General features: G+C 60.3%; 19 protein-coding genes and 1 riboswitch. Of the genes, 17 read left to right on the top strand and 2 right to left on the bottom strand.

The features are described from left to right. Nucleotides 1–71 precede the first annotated feature (71 nt). Both M0D69_RS20905 and M0D69_RS20900 read left to right on the top strand, forming a co-directional pair. On the top strand, nt 72–1,538 hold the full coding sequence (locus tag M0D69_RS20905) for a glutamate synthase subunit beta (RefSeq protein ID WP_301783853.1): 1,467 nt from the start codon (nt 72–74) through the stop codon (nt 1,536–1,538). A 213-nt stretch (nt 1,539–1,751) separates the two neighbouring features. Continuing rightward, nucleotides 1,752–2,519 (top strand): carbonic anhydrase, encoded by a 768-nt coding sequence (locus tag M0D69_RS20900; RefSeq protein WP_301783852.1) that lies wholly within the window; start codon nt 1,752–1,754, stop codon nt 2,517–2,519. A gap of 125 nt (nt 2,520–2,644) precedes the next feature. Here the strand turns inward: M0D69_RS20900 and M0D69_RS20895 are convergent, their stop codons facing one another. Together M0D69_RS20895 and M0D69_RS20890 are read right to left on the bottom strand one after the other, a co-directional pair. Beyond that, nucleotides 2,645–3,898, bottom strand: coding sequence for an MFS transporter (locus tag M0D69_RS20895; protein WP_301783851.1), 1,254 nt, complete (start codon nt 3,896–3,898; stop codon nt 2,645–2,647). Nucleotides 3,899–4,083: 185 nt separating this feature from the next. Next, the gene (locus M0D69_RS20890) at nt 4,084–5,835 is read right to left on the bottom strand and encodes an ABC transporter ATP-binding protein/permease (protein WP_301783850.1); all 1,752 of its coding nucleotides are present in this window, start codon (nt 5,833–5,835) and stop codon (nt 4,084–4,086) included. A 351-nt stretch (nt 5,836–6,186) separates the two neighbouring features. Further along, nucleotides 6,187–6,316: riboswitch (TPP riboswitch) on the top strand. Nucleotides 6,317–6,525: 209 nt separating this feature from the next. Here M0D69_RS20890 and M0D69_RS20885 point away from each other — a divergent pair. From M0D69_RS20885 to hisG, 15 genes are all read left to right on the top strand, one after another. Further along, nucleotides 6,526–7,689 carry an FAD-dependent oxidoreductase gene (locus tag M0D69_RS20885; RefSeq protein WP_301783849.1) on the top strand — a complete coding sequence of 388 codons (1,164 nt, stop codon included), beginning with the start codon at nt 6,526–6,528 and terminating at the stop codon, nt 7,687–7,689. Between the two features lie 8 nt (nt 7,690–7,697). Further along, entirely contained in the window at nt 7,698–7,895 is a 198-nt protein-coding gene (gene thiS, locus M0D69_RS20880) for a sulfur carrier protein ThiS (protein ID WP_301783848.1), read from the top strand. Between the two features lie 33 nt (nt 7,896–7,928). Next, a complete protein-coding gene (locus M0D69_RS20875; RefSeq protein WP_277035371.1) occupies nt 7,929–8,741 on the top strand; it encodes a thiazole synthase in 813 nt (270 codons plus the stop codon). Then, complete coding sequence (gene thiE / locus M0D69_RS20870; RefSeq protein ID WP_301783847.1) at nt 8,738–9,805, top strand: thiamine phosphate synthase; 1,068 nt, start codon at nt 8,738–8,740, stop codon at nt 9,803–9,805. Before M0D69_RS20875 ends, thiE begins: the two co-directional genes overlap by 4 nt. A gap of 117 nt (nt 9,806–9,922) precedes the next feature. Then, the gene (locus M0D69_RS20865) at nt 9,923–10,741 is read left to right on the top strand and encodes an ABC transporter ATP-binding protein (protein ID WP_301783846.1); all 819 of its coding nucleotides are present in this window, start codon (nt 9,923–9,925) and stop codon (nt 10,739–10,741) included. Further along, entirely contained in the window at nt 10,738–11,505 is a 768-nt protein-coding gene (gene mlaE / locus M0D69_RS20860) for a lipid asymmetry maintenance ABC transporter permease subunit MlaE (protein WP_301783845.1), read from the top strand. The genes M0D69_RS20865 and mlaE overlap by 4 nt, the downstream gene beginning before the upstream one ends. A gap of 117 nt (nt 11,506–11,622) precedes the next feature. Continuing rightward, nucleotides 11,623–12,189 carry an outer membrane lipid asymmetry maintenance protein MlaD gene (mlaD, locus tag M0D69_RS20855; RefSeq protein ID WP_301783844.1) on the top strand — a complete coding sequence of 189 codons (567 nt, stop codon included), beginning with the start codon at nt 11,623–11,625 and terminating at the stop codon, nt 12,187–12,189. An 89-nt stretch (nt 12,190–12,278) separates the two neighbouring features. Then, a complete protein-coding gene (locus M0D69_RS20850; RefSeq protein WP_301783843.1) occupies nt 12,279–13,193 on the top strand; it encodes a VacJ family lipoprotein in 915 nt (304 codons plus the stop codon). Between the two features lie 122 nt (nt 13,194–13,315). Then, nucleotides 13,316–13,945, top strand: a complete 630-nt coding sequence (locus tag M0D69_RS20845) for a phospholipid-binding protein MlaC (RefSeq protein WP_301783842.1) — start codon at nt 13,316–13,318, stop codon at nt 13,943–13,945. Then, complete coding sequence (locus M0D69_RS20840; RefSeq protein ID WP_082163211.1) at nt 13,942–14,211, top strand: lipid asymmetry maintenance protein MlaB; 270 nt, start codon at nt 13,942–13,944, stop codon at nt 14,209–14,211. The genes M0D69_RS20845 and M0D69_RS20840 overlap by 4 nt, the downstream gene beginning before the upstream one ends. Before the next feature lie 210 nt (nt 14,212–14,421). After that, nucleotides 14,422–15,348, top strand: a complete 927-nt coding sequence (locus M0D69_RS20835) for an ABC transporter ATP-binding protein (protein WP_301783841.1) — start codon at nt 14,422–14,424, stop codon at nt 15,346–15,348. Further along, nucleotides 15,345–16,100: an ABC transporter permease gene (locus M0D69_RS20830; RefSeq protein WP_301783840.1), complete on the top strand. Its 756-nt coding sequence runs from the start codon at nt 15,345–15,347 to the stop codon at nt 16,098–16,100. The genes M0D69_RS20835 and M0D69_RS20830 overlap by 4 nt, the downstream gene beginning before the upstream one ends. Before the next feature lie 29 nt (nt 16,101–16,129). Beyond that, nucleotides 16,130–16,369, top strand: coding sequence for a BolA family protein (locus M0D69_RS20825; protein WP_301783839.1), 240 nt, complete (start codon nt 16,130–16,132; stop codon nt 16,367–16,369). A gap of 131 nt (nt 16,370–16,500) precedes the next feature. Further along, complete coding sequence (gene murA / locus M0D69_RS20820; protein WP_301783838.1) at nt 16,501–17,769, top strand: UDP-N-acetylglucosamine 1-carboxyvinyltransferase; 1,269 nt, start codon at nt 16,501–16,503, stop codon at nt 17,767–17,769. Further along, nucleotides 17,766–18,449, top strand: a complete 684-nt coding sequence (gene hisG / locus M0D69_RS20815; RefSeq protein ID WP_301783837.1) for an ATP phosphoribosyltransferase — start codon at nt 17,766–17,768, stop codon at nt 18,447–18,449. The genes murA and hisG overlap by 4 nt, the downstream gene beginning before the upstream one ends. Nucleotide 18,450 lies beyond the last annotated feature (1 nt).

Raw genomic sequence — 18,450 nt, 5'->3', positions numbered from 1 at the left:
GATCTAGTACGGCCCTTCGGCGTTGGACGTCGAAGGGTGGATTAACCCCCAATACAGAGAAAGAGAACCACATGGGCAAGGCAACCGGTTTTCTCGAGTTCGAGCGCCAGCATGAGACCTACGAAGCGCCGCTCGCTCGCGTCAAGCATTACAAGGAATTCGTTCACGCACTGTCGGACGAGAACGCTAAGATCCAGGGCGCACGCTGCATGGATTGCGGCATCCCGTTCTGCAATAACGGCTGTCCGGTGAACAACATCATTCCGGACTTCAACGACCTGGTGTTCCAGCAAAACTGGAAGACGGCCATTGAAGTGCTGCATTCCACGAATAACTTTCCGGAGTTCACGGGGCGTATTTGTCCTGCTCCGTGTGAGACCGCGTGCACGCTTGGCATTAACGATGATCCGGTCGGCATCAAGTCGATCGAACACGCAATCATCGATAAAGCCTGGGCCGAAGGCTGGGTCGCGCCAATGCCGTCGAAGCACAAGACCGGCAAGAAGGTTGCCGTGGTCGGATCGGGTCCTGCGGGACTGGCCGCTGCGCAGCAGTTGGCGCGCGCAGGGCATGACGTGACGGTGTTTGAGAAGAACGATCGCATCGGCGGATTGCTGCGTTATGGCATCCCCGATTTCAAGCTCGAAAAGTGGCTGATCGACCGGCGCATGCGGCAGATGGAAGCCGAAGGCGTAGCGTTCCGGACCAACGTGTTTATTGGTCAGGACCCGTTGCCGGGGCATATCGCGAATTCATCGCGCGAAACCATTTCGCCCGATGAGTTGCGCGAGCAGTTCGACGCTGTCGTGATTGCCGGCGGCTCGGAAACACCGCGTGATTTGCCGGTGCCTGGACGTGAAATGCAAGGCATTCACTACGCGATGGAATTCCTGCCACTGCAGAACAAGGTCAATGCGGGCGATACGGTCGTCGATCAGTTGATTGCCAAGGGCAAGCATGTTGTAGTGATCGGTGGCGGCGATACGGGTTCGGATTGTGTCGGGACATCGAATCGGCATGGCGCTAAAAGCGTGACGCAGTTTGAGTTGCTTTCGCAGCCGCCAGAGACGGAAAACAAGCCGCTGGTCTGGCCGTATTGGCCGATCAAGTTGCGTACGTCGTCGTCGCATGAGGAAGGCTGTGAGCGCGATTGGTCGGTTGCTACCAAGCGCTTTGAAGGCAAGAACGGCAAGGTCGAGAAGCTGATCGCCGTACGCGTGGAATGGAAGGACGGGAAGATGCAGGAAGTGGTGGGATCGGAGTTCGAAATGAAAGCCGATCTGGTGCTGCTGGCGATGGGCTTTACGCAACCCGCATCGCCGGTGCTCGAGGCTTTTGGGGTGGATAAGGACGCGCGTGGCAATGTGCGTGCCGCGACTGAAGGCGATCGGGCTTACTTCACGTCCGTCGACAAAGTCTTCACCGCCGGCGATATGCGGCGCGGCCAGTCGCTGGTTGTTTGGGCAATTCGCGAAGGACGGCAGTGCGCCCGTTCCGTCGATGCGTTTTTGATGGGGTCTAGTGAATTGCCGCGGTAAGCGTTTGCTTCTTGCAGGACGTGGTTTGGACCGGGCTGATTTTTGGCCCGGTTTTTACGTCTATGAAGGGGGAGCGTCCTAATCCCTGCGATCCCGAGCTAATTCGTCCATCCCGCCGGTTCTCTTTTCGCCACCCGTTATTGCGACTTCTCCGATAGCCTCGCGTTAGCCGTCAGCGCATGCTCATGCCCTCACAATTTCAGGGGCGTGACAATGAACAAGATCAAACGGTTGTCCAGCGGCGCGTTCCTATTAACGGCCTTCGTTGCACTCACCGCATCTGCCGAGTCGAACCACGACTGGACCTACAACGGCGAACACGGACCCGAACACTGGGCCGAAATCAGCAAAGACTTTCACGCTTGCGAAGATGGTCGCGCCGAATCGCCGATCAATATCGAGGGCGCAAAGAAAGCCCCTGCCGATATGCCCCGCCTGAAAATCACCTACCAGCCCCTTCCAATCGATATCGCCAACACCGGGCACTCCATCCAGTTCAATGCAGCACCCGGCACCGACAGCATCACCCTTGGCGGCCGTGTCTATCAACTCGTTCAGTTCCATTTTCACGCACCTGGTGAAGAACGTTTCGCCGGCAAAGAAAGCGTGATGGACGCTCACCTCGTCCACCATTCCGACGACGACAAACTCCTCGTGCTTGCCGTCCAGTTCAAGATCGGCGATCAACCCAACTCCGTCATCCAGACCATGCTGGATCGTATCCCCCATGAGAAGGGCGCCGAATTCAAGGTGAAGGCCGTCATGGTCAACCCGCTCGACCTGCTGCCCAAGGACACTGGCTATTACACTTACAGCGACTCGCTCACCACGCCGCCTTGTTCGGAAGGCGTGACTTGGATCGAGTTCAAGGAACCCGTGATCATCACGCAGCAGCAACCCGACGCAATGCAGCGCTTTTATCACGGCAATCAACGCCCGGTGCAAGCGCTGAACGGACGCGACATCTGGGAGGTGAACTGACTAGATTGCGCTCTTGCGAGGCAGTACGGTTACGCTTTCAGGACGAAGAACGAGGTCGTTGCAATGCAAGTTGAAACGACCTTTCCAACGCAAAAAAACAGCGTGATCGCGCAACGAAAATGCCCTTACCCAACCACCGCATCTAGCGCCTTTCCACGCGTTTCCGGCAACAACAACGCGGCGACGATAACCAGCAAATACCCGGTCCCGGCCACCATGCCTATTGCTTTAACAAGCGACATGCCTTGCGAGAACACGCCGACGAGAATCGGAAAGAACGACCCAAGTCCACGCCCGAGGTTGTAGCAAAACCCCTGTCCCGAGCCGCGAATCGCGTTCGGATACAACTCCGATAAATAAGCGCCAACCCCCGCAAAAATTCCCTGCACGACAATGCCAAGCGGAAAGCCGAGCAGCAGCATTGCGTGGTCGGTGATGGGGATCATCGTGTAGATCATGCCGAGCAGAAACGAGCCGATGGCAAACAGCACGAACGACGCACGCCGCCCGATCTTGTCACAGAGAATGGCTCCGAACACATAACCAAGAAACGAGCCGACGATCAGCACCACGAGATAACCGCTCGTATTGAACACTGACAGATGCCGCTCGGTCTTGAGATAGGTCGGCAGCCACGTGGTGATCGCGTAATAGCCGCCGAGCATGCCGGTGCATAGCACGCTGCCCAGTACCGTCGTCTTGAGGTGCGAACCTTTGAAGATATCGGAGAAAGTGGCGGTTTCAGTGCCGGCATCGCGAGCGCGGCGCGTCGCTATGTAGATGTCGGGATCGGAGACGTTGCGTCGAATGTAGAGGATCCATAGCGCCGGCAAAATACCGATCCAGAAGCACGCGCGCCACGCGGTATCTTCCGGCAGCAGTGCGAAGAACGCCCAATAGAGAATCGCCGCCGCGCCCCAGCCGAACGACCAACTGCTCTGCACGGTACCCACGGCTTTCGCCCGATGCTGCGGTGAACGAATGGTCTCAGCCATCATCACGGTCACCACGGACCATTCGCCGCCGAAGCCCACGCCTTGCAGCGTGCGCGTGGCGAGCAACTGCCCGAATGAATGCGTGAAACCGGAAAGAAAGGTGAAGAACGCGAACGTGCCGATGGTCCACTGCAACACGCGCACGCGGCCGTATCGATCGGAGAGAATGCCCGCGAGCCAGCCGCCAATCGCCGATGAAATCAACGAACTCGTCGCAATCATTCCGGCTTCGCTCTTCGTCATGCCCCACACCGCGATCAGCGTGGGAATGAGGAACGAGTAGATCATGAAGTCGAAGGCATCGACGGCGTAACCGCCGAAACCTGCGTAAAGCGTACGACGCTCGCGCGTCGTCAACTCGGTGAACCACTCGAACGCACGCATCCCGTCTCCCGTTCAAAGCCTGCAAGGCGCAGGCGCGGGAACATTCTACGGTGCGTCATTAAACGCGAAAAGCAGGCCAAAAAGAACCTGCTTTCCGGATGCGCTCAATCGAAAAAGCCAGTGCGCGCGCAATGCAAACGCCGGCCACGTCAGCGTTCAGCAGACCTCAAACAAGCACGCTGACTTCAAACCACCAGAGTCTCAGCCCCCGCGCGCTCGATCTCGATCCGGTGCTCATGGAACCCCGACACCGACTCGCGATGCGCCACGCTGACAATCGCGGCGTTCGGCAAGGCATCGATGAACGCCGTATAGATCAGCATCTCGTTCTCGGCATCGAGCGCGCTGGTGGCTTCATCGAGGAACATGAAGTCGGGCTTGTGCAGCAACACGCGGGCAGCCGCCAGCCGTTGCTGTTCGCCCGGCGACATCATCTTCGCCCAGTGTCCGGATTCCTCCAGACGCGTGCCGTACGCGTTCAGATTGCAGGCGCGCAAGGCTTCGCGGCAGTCTGCATCGGAGAACGCTTCCCCTGCCGACGGATAACTCAACGCTGCCTTCAGCGTGCCGATCGGCAAGTAGCTCTGCTGCGGAATGAACATCAATTTTGCATCGACGGGAGCGTCGATCGTGCCGTCGCCGAACGGCCACAAGCCGGCCAGAGCACGCATCAACGTGCTTTTCCCCGAACCGGACGGGCCTTGCACAAGCCAGCGCGAACCCGGCTTCACCGCGACATCCGCTACCGTCGCGAGCGGCGTGCCGTTCGGCAACGCGAGCTTCAGCCCGGTCGTGATCAATGCGTCGGTGCTCGTGTAATGCAGGTTGATGCCGCCGTGGACGGTCGCCGGCGAAGCGGCTTCCCTGATGTGCGTGGAGCGCATCACGCGCTTGAATTCGCGCAGCCGGTTCACGGTGGCGCGCCATTCGACCAAGGTCGAATAACTATTGATGAACCATGAAAACGAGTCGCTGACGGTGCCGAATGCCGAACTGATCTGCATCAGCACGCCGAACGAGAACGCGCCCGCGAAGTAGCGGGGCGCCGCGACCATGATCGGGAAAATCAGCGCGATCTGACCGTAGAAGGACAGCACGAAAGTCAGGCGTTTCGTGTATTTCATGATCTGCCAGTAGTTCTGGCGGATCGTCTGGAAGATGGTCTTCGCGTTATGGGTTTCCGTCGATACCCCGTCGTAGAACGCGATTTGCTCGGCGTTCTCGCGAATGCGGATCAGGCCGAAACGGAAGTTCGCTTCCACTTTCTGCGCCTGATAATTAATCGATACCAGCGGATGGCCGAAGCGCTGAATCACAAGCGAGCCGAGCACCGCGTACAGCGCGGCGGCCCAGACCATGTAGCCTGGAATGTTGAGCGGCGTACCGAACAACGAGAAGCTCAGCGCGCCCGCCAACGTCCACAGGATCGTGATGAAGGTGACGAGCGTGACGAGCGTGGACAACAAATCCAGCGACAACGCCAGCGTGGTCGAGGCGAACGACTGCAGGTCGTCGGCGATCCGCTGGTCGGGGTTATCGGCGAGACGATCGCGTTCTATGCGGTAGAAGGCTTTATCGCCAAGCCATTGTTCCAGGTAGCGGTGCGTGAGCCATTGGCGCCACCGGAAGCCGAGCATCTGGCGCAGATACCGGCCGTACACGGCGAGCAGGATGTACGCGAACGCAAGGCCGGTGAAGATCATCAGCAGATGCGGGAAGTCGGTGACGTTCTTGGTCTGCAGCGCGTTGTAGAAGTCCGCGTTCCATTTGTTCAGGCGGACGTTGATGTACACGACGGTCATGTTGATCGCGATGATCGCGATCAGCAAAAGCCACGCAATGCCGCGTTCTTCCGATACCCAGTAAGGCCTGATAAGACTCCACGCCGACACTTTGTCGGCGTTTTGTTCTGTGTTGCCGGGAGGTGTGGTGGTCATGAGCTTCCTGAAGACGTGCCGGCTCGGCGGCAGGTTGTAACTTGGCGGTATCGATGCGGATGGTTCAGCTCCGCCTTAACGATCGTGATCGTAAGAGACCATTAAAGACTGCGCGCCGGAGCATTGTTTCGGGCGTGACTTAATTGTTCCTTAATCCTCGCCGTGCTGATGCAACGCAACAGCCGGACGCTTGCCCGACCCTACATGCGCCGCAGACGACCCCGGCGTTCGCGGCATTGTGCCAGAGTGCGCGCTGCACGAACGAAAGGGAAGGCTGTCCGATTGTGTCCAGGGCTGCCCCTCGGCCTTTCCCCGTTTGCGGGCCGTTTCGCTTTTATGTTTTAATGATCGATGACGAAACAGGGGTGCTTCGGCACGCGTCTCCCGACTGACCAGAACGGAGAACGCGCGGCGAGGCTGAGAGAGTCCCTTTGCACCCGATCCGGGTAATACCGGCGAGGGAAGTTTCCGGAGACCGCCGCGTTTCCAGTTTCTTCCAGTACTTTGCAGGCCCAGGAAGCGTATGCAATGCGCTCCCGAGCCGCTCTCTCGCCGTGGTTTCGTCCCTGAAATATGTTTTTGTGCGCAGCGCGTGCAATCAGGGCTCGAAACGGGCGTCCCTCCCGATCTCGACTTCCGTGCTTTGTGCTCCGTGCGTTCTGCAGCGCTTGCTGAGGAGACGTCGTCATCGTGAACACCGTTGTGCATTCCACTGCCCATCCCACCAGGTCCCATGCGTCCGCGCGAGACGATTTCGCCGTCGTTGGCGGCGGATTGTGCGGGCGGCTGGTCGCTTGGCTGCTGGCAGGCGCCGGACATCGCGTGGCGCTGTACGATCGTGGCGACGCCGCCGGCACGCAATCGGCGGCCTGGGTCGCGGCGGCAATGCTCGCGCCGCTCGCCGAAGCCGCCAGCGCGGAATTGCTGATTACGGAACTCGGGGCGGCGTCGCTGGAACGCTGGCCGGGTTTGATCGCTGAGTTGCCCGAACCGGTGTTTTTCCAGCGCAATGGCACGCTGGTCGTCTGGCACGCCGGCGATCGCGCCGAAGCGCCCTTGTTCGAGCGCCGTTTGCGTGCGAACGCGCCTTCGGCGCTCTTCCAGAGCGGCTTCGTCAAGCTTTCCGGCGCACAGGTCGCGGCGGCGGAACCGTCGCTCGGCACGCGCTTCCCGCAAGGTTGGCTGCTACCGAACGAAGGCCAGCTCGACAACCGGCAGGTGCTGACGGCTCTGGCGGCGGGGCTGGTCGAACGTAATGTCGATATCCACTGGAATACGATAATCGATACCCCGCCGGACGCGCATTTCGTCATCGATTGCCGCGGTCTCGGCGGTAAACCGGCATGGCCCGCGTTAAGGGGCATTCGTGGCGAAGTGGCGCGTGTGCATGCTCCAGGTATTGGCCTGACGCGGCCTGTGCGGCTGCTGCATCCGCGATACCCGCTCTACATCGCGCCGAAACAGGACGATCTCTACGTGATCGGCGCGACGGAAGTAGAAGGCGAAGACATGTCGCCGATGACCGTGCGCTCGGCGCTCGAACTCCTGAGCGCGGCGTTCGCGGTGCATCCCGGTTTTGGCGAGGCGCGCATTCTCGAACTGAATTCGCAATGCCGCCCGACGTTGCCCGATCATCGGCCGGCGATTGTCTGGGACGGCGCACGAACCTTGCGGGTGAACGGGCTGTATCGACACGGTTATATGATCGCGCCCGAAGTCGCCGATTCCGCCCGTGCGCTCGCTGAAGCGCTGCTCGGCGGCGCGATCACCGACTCCGATTCCTTCGACGACTGGCGCCGCCAAGCGCGTTGGTCCGCTTTGCTGCGCTGCGAACACGCGGCGCCCGTGCTTTGAGATTCATCATGAACATTCACATCAATCAACAGCCGTTCTCCATGCCCGACGCGGCCACCGTCATCGACGCCCTAGCGGCCTTCGGCGCAAAACCGCCGTTTGCCGTGGCGCTGAACGGGCAATTTGTCGCGCGTGCCGAACATGCATCGAAGGCGCTCAACGCCGGTGACAAACTCGACATCGTCTCGCCGGTCGCCGGCGGCTGAGCGTCAATGAGCTCCACTAAAAGGAATCGAATCATGACTTCCACGATCACCACCGCCGATACCCTCACGCTCTACGGTACGTCGTTCCCGAGCCGGGTGCTGCTGGGGACATCGCGCTATCCGTCGCTGCAATCGCTGTCGGATTCCATCGATGCCGCCCGTCCCGGCATGGTCACCGTCGCGTTGCGGCGGCAGTCGAACACGGGTGAAGCCGGTTTCTTCGATGTCCTCAAGCGTCACGGCGTCGCGTTGCTGCCGAACACGGCCGGTTGCCAAACGGTGGACGAAGTGCTGACCACGGCGCACATGGCGCGCGAACTCTTCGACACCCCGTGGCTGAAGCTCGAACTCATCGGCGACGACTACACGCTGCAACCCGATCCGATCGGCCTCGTGGAAGCTGCGGAAAAGCTGATCCGCGAGGGTTTCAAGGTGCTGCCGTATTGCACCGAGGATCTGGTCATCGGCCGGCGCCTGCTCGATGTCGGCTGCGAGGCGTTGATGCCGTGGGGCGCGCCTATTGGCACGGGAAAAGGTGTGACGAATCCCTACGGATTGCGCACATTGCGTGAGCGGTTGCCGGATGTACCGCTTATCGTCGATGCGGGTCTTGGCGTGCCGTCGCACGCGTGCCAGGTGATGGAATGGGGTTTCGACGGCGTGCTGCTGAACACGGCCGTGTCACAGGCGACGTTCCCGCCGCAGATGGCGCGTGCGTTCGCGCTGGGCGTGGAAGCGGGACGGATGGCCTATCTCGCCGGTCCGATGGCCGAGCGCGATAGCGCACAAGCGAGCACGCCGGTGGTCGGCATGCCGTTCTGGCATCAAGACGGGAGTGCTGCATGAGCATGTTGTCGCAAGAGAAAGAAGTGTTTTGGCCGCCCGCCGACGAACTGCTGGAAGCCGCCGAGCAGATCCGGCGGCGGCTGGGCGACTGGCCGGCGGGATCGAAGCAGTGGCGAATTTGCCTGAGCACGCCGGATCATCCGTCGGAAGGGGATTTGATTGTGGGCGGCACCGTTGAGCTGCTGCCGGAGGGCGTTGGTCTGCTGAACCTGGAAGCGGGCTTGGCGACGCTGAAGCTGAACGGCGCCGATTACGCGCTGAAAGGCGAATGGTCCGATGATTGGCCGGCCGCGCTGGCTGCGTTCCTCGATTGCGGTTTTGAGCCGCACGACGCGCTTGTGCTGGCGCTCGCGTGGCGTCCGGCCAACCTGGATCAACTCGATGCGTGGCCCGTCGACTTTTCCATCTTCCCGACGGTGGCAAATTTGCCCGCACCGCCTTCGAAGCCGTTCCCCCATTGCCCGGACAAGCTCGGCTTATATCCCGTCCTGCCGAGTGCGGCGTGGGTCGAACGGGTTCTCGATCACGGTGTTAAAACAACCCAATTACGCCGCAAAACCACCGATTCCGGTGATCTCAAGCAGGAAATCGCGCAATCCGTGGCCGCGGGCGCCCGGCATCAGGCGCAAGTTTTTATCAACGATCATTGGCGCGAAGCCATCAAAGCCGGTGCATACGGCGTGCATCTGGGGCAGGAGGACGTGGAAACGGCCGACCTGAACGCGATCGCCGAAGCGGGCTTGCGGCTCGGCCTGTCCACGCACGGCTACTACGAAATGCTGAAGGCGTTGCATTTCAAGCCGAGCTACCTCGCACTCGGCGCGGTGTTCCCGACCACGACGAAAGTCATGCCAACGGCGCCGCAAGGTTTGGCCCGTCTGACACGCTATGTACGCCTGCTCGACGGTGTCGTGCCGCTGGTCGCAATCGGCGGCATAGATGGTTCCGTTCTGCGACAAGTTTTGTCGACCGGTGTCGGCAGTGCAGCAGTGGTCCGCGCCGTTACAGAAGCGGCGGATGTGCCGGCGGCCATTTCTGCGCTGCAACACGAATTCGCGCGATAATGCGCCGGAATCGGAAAAAACTTCAGATCGTTAAACCAGTCGAAAGGGACCGCCACGACACCTGTCACGCAGAGGCCCTATAATTCGGCCTCTTGCGTAAAAGGATTGCCAGCCCCCGTGTCAGCTTCTCCCGAGACCTTGCTAGAGCTTCGCGACGTCGATTTCGGCTACGGCGACCGGCTCGTTTTATCGAACCTGAACATGCGCTTCAAGCGCGGTCAGGTCGTGGCTGTCATGGGCGGTTCCGGCTGTGGCAAGACGACCGTGCTGCGTTTGATCGGCGGCCTGGTCAAGGCCAAACGCGGCCAGGTGTTGTTCGGCGGCAAGGACGTCGGCACGCAAACCCGCGAAGGCCTCTACGAACTTCGCCGCAAAATGGGCATGCTGTTCCAGTTCGGTGCGCTTTTCACCGACCAGACCGTGTTCGATAACGTCGCGTTCCCGCTGCGGGAACACACCGACCTCCCCGACGAACTCCTGCGCGACCTCGTGCTGATGAAGCTCAACGCGGTCGGCCTGCGCGGCGCGCGCGATCTGGCTCCATCGGAGATATCGGGCGGCATGGCGCGACGCGTGGCGCTTGCCCGCGCCATCGCGCTCGATCCCGAACTGATGATGTACGACGAGCCGTTCGCCGGCCTCGATCCCATTTCGCTCGGCATTACGGCTAATTTGATCCGCACGCTGAATAGCGCGCTCGGCGCCACGTCGATTCTTGTGACGCATGACGTGCCGGAATCGTTCGCCATTGCGGACTACGTGTATTTCATCGCGAACGGCGGGATTTTGGCTGAAGGGACTCCGGCGCAATTGCGGGCCTCGCAGGAACCGTCGGTGCGGCAGTTCATCGACGGCGCGCCCGACGGCCCGTTCAAATTTCACTATTCCAGTACGACGCCGCTGGCGGCGGACTTTGGACTCGGAGCAAAGGCATGATCAGCGCCCTCGGACGCACGGTGCTCGGCGGCTTCGGCACGATCGGTTATGCCACGCGCATGTTTCTGCGCCTGATCGTCGAATTCTTTCCATTACTGCGCCGGCCGCGCCTTGTCACGAAACAGATCCACTTTGTCGGTAACTATTCGCTGCTGATCATCGCGGTTTCCGGCTTGTTCGTCGGTTTTGTGCTCGGTTTGCAGGGCTATCTCACCCTTAACCGATACGGCTCCGAGCAAGCGCTTGGCCTCCTGGTCGCGCTGTCGCTGGTGCGCGAACTCGGGCCGGTGGTGACCGCGTTGCTGTTCGCGGGCCGCGCGGGCACGTCGCTGACGGCCGAGATCGGCTTGATGAAAGCCGGCGAGCAGCTCACGGCCATGGAAATGATGGCCGTCGATCCGCTCAAGGTGGTTGTCGCGCCGCGTTTCTGGGCTGGCATCATCGCCATGCCGGCGCTGGCCGCCATTTTCAGTGCGGTCGGCATTTTCGGCGGTTACGTAGTCGGCGTGCTGATGATCGGCGTGGATGAGGGCGCGTTCTGGTCGCAGATGCAAGGCGGCATCGACGTATGGAGTGACGTAGGCAACGGTGTGATCAAGAGCGTGGTGTTCGGCTTTGCCGTCACGTTCATCGCGCTGTTCCAGGGTTATGAAGCTCAGCCGACGCCGGAAGGCGTGTCGCGCGCGACCACGAAAACGGTGGTGTACGGGTCGCTGGCCGTGCTCGGGCTGGATTTCCTGCTGACCGCGCTGATGTTCAATTAACGACTCTGGTCGGGATCGCGACGCCCCTGTGTGGCGATTCGGCTCACCGGTTCGTGGACGTTGTGAAGGGCACTGTCCTTCACGCAAAAAACTGCGACAAGATTCTTTGGGAAGACGATGAAAAAGACTGCTGCTCTCGACTTTTGGGTCGGCCTCTTCGTGGTGCTGGGTTTCGTGGCGCTGTTATTCCTCGCGCTGAAGGCGGGCAACATGAGCTCGCTGTCGTTTCAGCCGACCTACGAGGTCAAGCTGAAATTCGACAACATCGGCGGCTTGAAACCGCGTGCGCCGGTGAAGAGCGCGGGGGTGACGGTTGGCCGCGTCAATTCGATCGGCTTCGACCAGAACACGTATCAGGCGCTGGTCACGATCGATCTCGACAAGCAATATCAGTTTCCGAAAGATTCATCGGCGAAGATCCTGACGTCGGGCTTGCTCGGCGAGCAGTACATCGGCCTGGAGCCGGGTGGTGATGACCAGATGCTCAAGGCCGGCGACACTATTTCGATGACGCAATCGGCGGTCGTTCTAGAGAATCTGATCGGGCAGTTTCTGTACAACAAGGCAGCGGATTCGGGTGCGTCGAAAAGCTCGGCAACGCCTGCCGCACCTGCTGCAACGCCTGCCGCGCCCACATTTCCCGGCGCAGCGAGCGCGATGGGCGCGAGCGCGGCCGCTAAGTAAGTGAGTCGTGCAAATTCAGGCAGTCGAAACTTGGTCGATCTCGCGAAACGGGCCAGCCTTCGGCTCAGCATTAATAAGGAGAAGAAGAAATGCAGGCGATGCGCGTAAATAGCGCGGCTGTGATGGTCGCGGTGGCGATGCTCGCCGGGTGCGCTACCGTAACGACGCCGACCAAGGGCGACCCGTTCGAGAGCTACAACCGGACGATGTTCACGATCAACGACAAGATCGATCAGGTCGCGCTCAAGCCGCTTGCGAAGGGTTACGTGTATGTAACGCCGCAGCCGGTGCGCGACAGCGTTACGAACTTCTTCGGCAATATCGGCGATATTTATACGGCCGCGAATAACCTTGTGCAGTTGAAGATTGCTGACGGCGTGTCGGACATCATGCGCGTGGTGATGAACTCGATCTTCGGCGTGGCTGGCCTCTTCGACGTGGCGAGCGTTGCCGGGCTGCCGAAGCACACTCAGGATTTCGGCTTGACGCTTGGCCATTACGGCGTGCCGGCGGGCCCGTATGTAGTGCTGCCGCTGCTGGGACCGAGTACGGTTCGAGATACGGCGGGCACGGTTGTCGATTATTTCGGTAGCGTGACGAGCTACGTAGACCCATCCTGGTTCCGCACCACGCTCTTTGGCGTGCAACTGATCAACACGCGGGCCAACCTGCTTGGCGCAGGCGATGTGCTTTCGGGCGCCGCGCTCGACAAGTATTCGTTCGTGCGCAACGCGTATCTTCAGCGCCGTCAGTACTTGATTGGCGGCGACAACAGCGCGAGCGACAGCAGTGAATCCCTGCCGAAGTACGACGATGTGGGCGCGGCGCCTGCTCCAAGTGCTACAGCGGCGCCGGCCGTGGCGGCGTCGGGATCGGAAGCGGCTTCCGGTGCGGCTGCGGCTTCCGGTGCAACTGCGGCGAGCGAGCCCGGCGCGACTTCTGTGCGGCCGGACCAAATGGTGCCGCCGCGGATTCCGTCGTTCCCGTCGTTCAAGCTGCGGTAAGCGTGGATGACGGCTGACCAGTAATATATCGAAAGTGTTATGACGGCTGAATAGAGCGCGGCAGATGAACTCATGGTGAATACCGCGCTCAAACCCAGGCCACTTTTTTTGCAGAGTCCGTAATGAAAAAACTATTTCTACTTCCCCTGTTTGCTGTGCTGATGGCGTTTTGTAGCGGTGCGTTCGCGCAGGCTGGCGACATGTCCACCCCCGACGGGCTGGTCAAGACCGTCACGTCGCAAGTGCTCGACCAGATCAAGGCCGACAAGCAGATCCAGTCGGGCAACATCACGCGTATTACGCAGTTGGTGAACGAGAAGATCCTGCCGTACACGGACTTCACGCGTACCACGCGTCTCGTGATGGGACGCAACTGGAATACGGCTACGCCGGAACAGCAGAAGCAGATCGTCGAACAGTTCAAGCTGTTGCTGATTCGCACGTATTCCGGTGCGCTTGCGCAGGTTCGCGACCAGCAAGTCGAGTACAAGCCGTTCCGCGCAGATCCTAGCGATACGGACGTAGTGGTGCGCTCGGTCGTGGTCAACAACGGTTCGCCGATCCAGCTCGACTATCGTCTGTACAAGACGCCGCAAGGCTGGAAAGTCTATGACATCAATGTGCTCGGCGCGTGGCTGATTCAGGCTTACCAGCAGCAGTTCAGCGAGCAGATCCAGCAACACGGCGTGGACGGCCTGGTGCAGTTCCTCACGCAGCGCAATCAGCAACTTGCGAGCGGCAAGGCATCGTGAGTCGCTTCGAAACCGCCGCGACGCTCACGCACGACAGCGCCAGAAGCGCACTCGACGCGGGTTTGTCGCGGATCGCTGCGGGCGCAACCGAAGTGGATTGCGCGCCGCTCAAGCAGTTCGATTCGTCGGCGCTCGCCGTGCTGCTCGCGTGGGAACGCGCGGCCGCTGCGCGCGGCGCGGCGTTGGTTGTCATCAACCTTCCCTCCGGGCTTGCCAGTCTCGCGCAAGCCTATGGCGTTGACACGCTCCTCACCTTTCGACATTGACCCTGTCCTGTTGAACCATCGGCGCGTTCGTTACTGATCGAACGCGCCTGACAGGGTTGTTACGGACTCGCCTGCGGCGAACCTCTGCCGCGTTTGGCCTATAATCAACCGTTTTTTCGGTCTGCTATCCGCCTTTCATTTTTGTAAAGGCTGGTTCCGGTTCCGATCCGCACACATTGAGGCGCCGCCCCCACTGGCGCGCGCACTGTCATGTCAGCCATAGAAATACGCAACGTCAAAAAGCGCTACAAAGAGCTGCAAGCGCTCAAAGGCGTGAACCTGGTCGTAGAAGAAGGCGAGTTTTTTGGGCTGCTCGGCCCCAACGGCGCCGGTAAAACTACCCTCATCAGCATCCTCGCCGGTCTTGCGCGCGCCGATAGCGGAGCCATCTCCGTGCTCGGCCACGATGTAGTCACGGATTTCCGCCAAGCGCGCCGCTCGCTGGGCGTGGTGCCGCAGGAACTCGTCTTCGATCCGTTTTTCACCGTCCGCGAATCGTTGCGCATTCAGTCCGGCTATTTCGGCCTGCGCAAGAACGACGACTGGATCGATGAAATCATGGCCAATCTCGATCTCACCGAGAAAGCCGACGTCAACACGCGCGCGCTGTCAGGCGGCATGAAACGCCGTGTGCTGGTGGCGCAGGCGTTGGTGCACAAGCCGCCGGTGATCGTGCTCGACGAGCCGACCGCAGGTGTCGATGTCGAATTGCGCCAGACGCTCTGGAAGTTCATCTCGAGGCTGAATCGCGAAGGTCACACCATCGTGCTGACGACGCACTATCTTGAAGAAGCCGAGGCGCTGTGCGACCGGCTCGCGATGCTGCGTCGCGGTGAAGTAGTCGCGCTGGAACGAACCAGCACGCTGTTGCAGCGCTTTGCTGGCATGCAGCTTTCGTTGCGTTTTTCGAAGGGCGTGTTGCCTGCCGAGTTGCGTTCGCTGGAGGTCGATCCCCGCGCCGCGTCCGGGACGAATCATTTGTTACGGCTGGCAAGCTACGACGACGTCGAGCCGATCCTCGCGAAATGTCGCGCGGCCGGCTGCACGTTCGATGAAATCGATGTGCGCAAAGCCGATCTGGAGGACGTGTTCGTGCAGGTGATGAACGAGCCGGAAGTGATCGAGGGCCTTTCATGAGCGGCTTTCGTACCCTGTTCTACAAAGAAATCCTGCGCTTCTACAAGGTTGCGTTTCAAACGGTGCTTGCGCCGGTTATCACGGCGCTTTTGTACCTGATGATCTTCGGGCATGCGCTGACGAGTCACGTCGAGGTGTATCCCGGCGTGGCGTACACAAGCTTCCTCGTGCCAGGCCTCGTCATGATGAGCGTGTTGCAGAACGCGTTCGCGAACAGTTCGTCGTCGCTGATCCAGTCGAAGATCACGGGCAATCTCGTGTTTGTCCTGCTGCCGCCGCTGTCGCACTGGGAGATGTATTTTGCTTACGTGCTGGCGTCGGTGGTGCGTGGGATAGCGGTGGGTTTCGGTGTGTTTATCGTCACGGTATGGTTCATTCCAATGAGCTTCGCCGCGCCGTTCTACATTCTGGCTTTCGCGATCCTCGGCTCGGCGATTCTAGGAACGCTCGGATTGATTGCCGGCGTCTGGGCCGATAAATTCGACCAGCTCGCCGCGTTCCAAAACTTTTTGATCATGCCGCTGACTTTCCTGTCGGGCGTGTTTTACTCCACGCATACGCTGCCGCCAATCTGGCGCGAAGTGTCGCGGCTGAATCCGTTCTTCTACATGATCGACGGTTTCCGATACGGCTTCTTCGGCATGTCCGACGTGAGCCCGCTCGCGAGCCTGGGCATAGTCGGCGGATTTTTCGTCGTACTGGCGGGAATCGCGCTGCGCCTGCTGGCAAGCGGTTACAAACTGCGTCACTAATCAGTTCGCTTAATTTTCAGGAGACTTCCATGTTGCCGACTCCGGAACAAGTGAAGGAATACATTGCTGGTGGCCTTGCATGCCAGCATGTCGAAGTAGAAGGCGACGGCCAGCATTTCTTCGCGACCATCGTGAGCGAGGCGTTCGAAGGCAAGCGGCCAATCGCGCGTCATCAACTCGTGTACGCGGCGCTTGGCGACCGCATGCGCGCGGAAATCCACGCGCTGAGCATGAAAACGCTGACGCCGGCCGAGTGGAAACCCGCCTGAGCGTTCTTCACATTTGAAGTTAAAGCACCACCCGTAACCGACTGGCTGAAAATTTAGTGCGATTCACTCAAGACAACCGCGACGCCGATAACGGCGCCGCAGCAGGAAGCTCCGTAGAAGGAACGCCAAGCATGGACAAACTCGTGATTGTCGGGGGCGCAAAGCTCTCGGGCGAAATCGTGGTATCGGGTGCGAAGAACGCGGCATTGCCCATTCTTTGCGCCGGTCTGCTCACGGCAGACGACGTGCATCTGGAGAACGTGCCCAACCTGCAAGACGTGCGCACGATGCTCAAATTGCTCAATCAGATGGGCCTGCGCTCGGAATCGACGGACGGCAAGGTTTGGCTGAACGCGTCGAAGGTCGACAACCTCGTTGCGCCGTATGAAATGGTCAAGACCATGCGCGCATCGATTCTCGTGCTCGGACCGCTGCTCGCACGTTTCGGCGAAGCGAAGGTGTCGTTGCCGGGCGGCTGCGCGATCGGCGCGCGTCCGGTCGATCAGCACATCAAGGGCCTGCAGGCGATGGGCGCCGAGATTACGATCGAGCATGGGTTTATCGAGGCGCGGGCGAAGCGGTTGAAGGGCACGCGCATTGTCACCGACATGATCACCGTCACCGGCACGGAAAACCTGCTGATGGCGGCGGTGCTGGCGGAAGGCGAAACGGTCATCGAGAACGCGGCGCGCGAGCCGGAAGTCAGCGATCTCGCGAATCTGCTGGTCGCGATGGGCGCGAAAATTGATGGGATCGGGTCGGATCGGCTCGTGATCCAGGGCGTTGACACGCTGCACGGCGCGCGCCATTCGGTCGTGCCGGATCGCATTGAGGCGGGCACATTCCTGTGCGCCGTTGCAGCAACCGGCGGCGACGTGACGTTGCGTAACGTGAATCCTTCGCTGCTCGAAGCAGTGATCGAAAAGCTGCACGAAGCGGGGGTATCGATTGAAGAAGGCGAGAACTGGATTCGCGTGCGGATGAACAAACGTCCGGCCGCCGTCAGCTTCCGCACGTCGGAATATCCGGCGTTCCCCACCGACATGCAGGCGCAGTTCATGGCGCTCAACACGCTCGCGACCGGCACGTCGCAAGCTGTTGAAACCATCTTCGAAAACCGTTTCATGCATGTGCAGGAACTGAACCGGCTGGGCGCGTGCATTACCATCGACGGCAATACGGCGCTGGTGAGCGGCGTGCAGAAACTGTCGGGCGCGAAGGTGATGGCGACCGATCTGCGGGCATCGGCGAGTCTGGTGATTGCGGCCATGTGCGCAGAAGGCGAGACGCTCATCGATCGTATCTATCATCTTGATCGCGGCTACGACCGGATGGAAAGCAAGCTGACGGCCGTGGGCGCGAATGTGCGGCGCATCAAGGGCAGCGGGAGCGAGCAATGAGTTCGCTGCAAACCTCCGCCTCGGTGCCGGCAGGCACCATGTTGACCCTGGCGTTGTCGAAGGGACGCATCTTCGATGAAACCCTGCCGCTCCTCGCCGCAGCCGGCGTGGAAGTGACCGAAGATCCCGAAACGTCGCGCAAGCTGATCCTGCCGACCACGAACCCGAATCTGCGCGTGATTATCGTGCGCGCAACCGATGTCCCGACCTACGTCGAGTACGGCGCGGCCGATTTCGGCGTTGCAGGGAAAGACGTGCTGATCGAGCACGGCGGCGGCGGTTTGTATCAACCCATCGATCTGAACATTGCGCGCTGCCGCATGTCGGTGGCGGTGAAAAACGGCTTCGATTACGAAACGGCCGTGCGACAAGGTGCCCGGCTGCGTGTCGCGACAAAATATGTTGAAGTGGCACGTGAGCATTTCGCGGCGAAGGGTGTGCACGTCGATCTGATCAAGCTGTATGGATCGATGGAACTGGCGCCGCTGGTCGGTCTGGCCGACGCCATTGTCGACCTGGTCAGTTCCGGTAATACCTTGCGTGCGAACGATTTGGTCGAAGTTGAAGAAATCATGGAAATATCGTCGCGTCTGGTCGTCAACCAGGCTGCGCTGAAGTTGAAGCGCGCCGCGTTGAAGCCGTATCTCGATGCGTTCGAACGCGCCTCGCTCGGCGCTTAAA

It is taken from the genome of Caballeronia sp. SEWSISQ10-4 2 (genome assembly GCF_030464885.1).
GTDB lineage: Bacteria > Pseudomonadota > Gammaproteobacteria > Burkholderiales > Burkholderiaceae > Caballeronia.
The sequence above is the reverse complement of the archived record's forward strand: the minus strand, read 5'-3'. Positions and strand labels throughout refer to the sequence as shown.

What these genes read in the sequence shown, in the direction of transcription:
- M0D69_RS20905 (WP_301783853.1), top strand. Translation starts at nt 72, where the DNA reads ATGGGCAAGGCAACCGGTTTTCTCGAGTTCGAGCGCCAGCATGAGACC.
- M0D69_RS20900 (WP_301783852.1), top strand. Translation starts at nt 1,752, where the DNA reads ATGAACAAGATCAAACGGTTGTCCAGCGGCGCGTTCCTATTAACGGCC.
- M0D69_RS20895 (WP_301783851.1), bottom strand. Translation starts at nt 3,898, where the DNA reads ATGCGTGCGTTCGAGTGGTTCACCGAGTTGACGACGCGCGAGCGTCGT.
- M0D69_RS20890 (WP_301783850.1), bottom strand. Translation starts at nt 5,835, where the DNA reads ATGACCACCACACCTCCCGGCAACACAGAACAAAACGCCGACAAAGTG.
- thiS (WP_301783848.1), top strand. Translation starts at nt 7,698, where the DNA reads ATGAACATTCACATCAATCAACAGCCGTTCTCCATGCCCGACGCGGCC.
- M0D69_RS20875 (WP_277035371.1), top strand. Translation starts at nt 7,929, where the DNA reads ATGACTTCCACGATCACCACCGCCGATACCCTCACGCTCTACGGTACG.
- thiE (WP_301783847.1), top strand. Translation starts at nt 8,738, where the DNA reads ATGAGCATGTTGTCGCAAGAGAAAGAAGTGTTTTGGCCGCCCGCCGAC.
- mlaE (WP_301783845.1), top strand. Translation starts at nt 10,738, where the DNA reads ATGATCAGCGCCCTCGGACGCACGGTGCTCGGCGGCTTCGGCACGATC.
- mlaD (WP_301783844.1), top strand. Translation starts at nt 11,623, where the DNA reads ATGAAAAAGACTGCTGCTCTCGACTTTTGGGTCGGCCTCTTCGTGGTG.
- M0D69_RS20850 (WP_301783843.1), top strand. Translation starts at nt 12,279, where the DNA reads ATGCAGGCGATGCGCGTAAATAGCGCGGCTGTGATGGTCGCGGTGGCG.
- M0D69_RS20845 (WP_301783842.1), top strand. Translation starts at nt 13,316, where the DNA reads ATGAAAAAACTATTTCTACTTCCCCTGTTTGCTGTGCTGATGGCGTTT.
- M0D69_RS20835 (WP_301783841.1), top strand. Translation starts at nt 14,422, where the DNA reads ATGTCAGCCATAGAAATACGCAACGTCAAAAAGCGCTACAAAGAGCTG.
- M0D69_RS20830 (WP_301783840.1), top strand. Translation starts at nt 15,345, where the DNA reads ATGAGCGGCTTTCGTACCCTGTTCTACAAAGAAATCCTGCGCTTCTAC.
- M0D69_RS20825 (WP_301783839.1), top strand. Translation starts at nt 16,130, where the DNA reads ATGTTGCCGACTCCGGAACAAGTGAAGGAATACATTGCTGGTGGCCTT.
- murA (WP_301783838.1), top strand. Translation starts at nt 16,501, where the DNA reads ATGGACAAACTCGTGATTGTCGGGGGCGCAAAGCTCTCGGGCGAAATC.
- hisG (WP_301783837.1), top strand. Translation starts at nt 17,766, where the DNA reads ATGAGTTCGCTGCAAACCTCCGCCTCGGTGCCGGCAGGCACCATGTTG.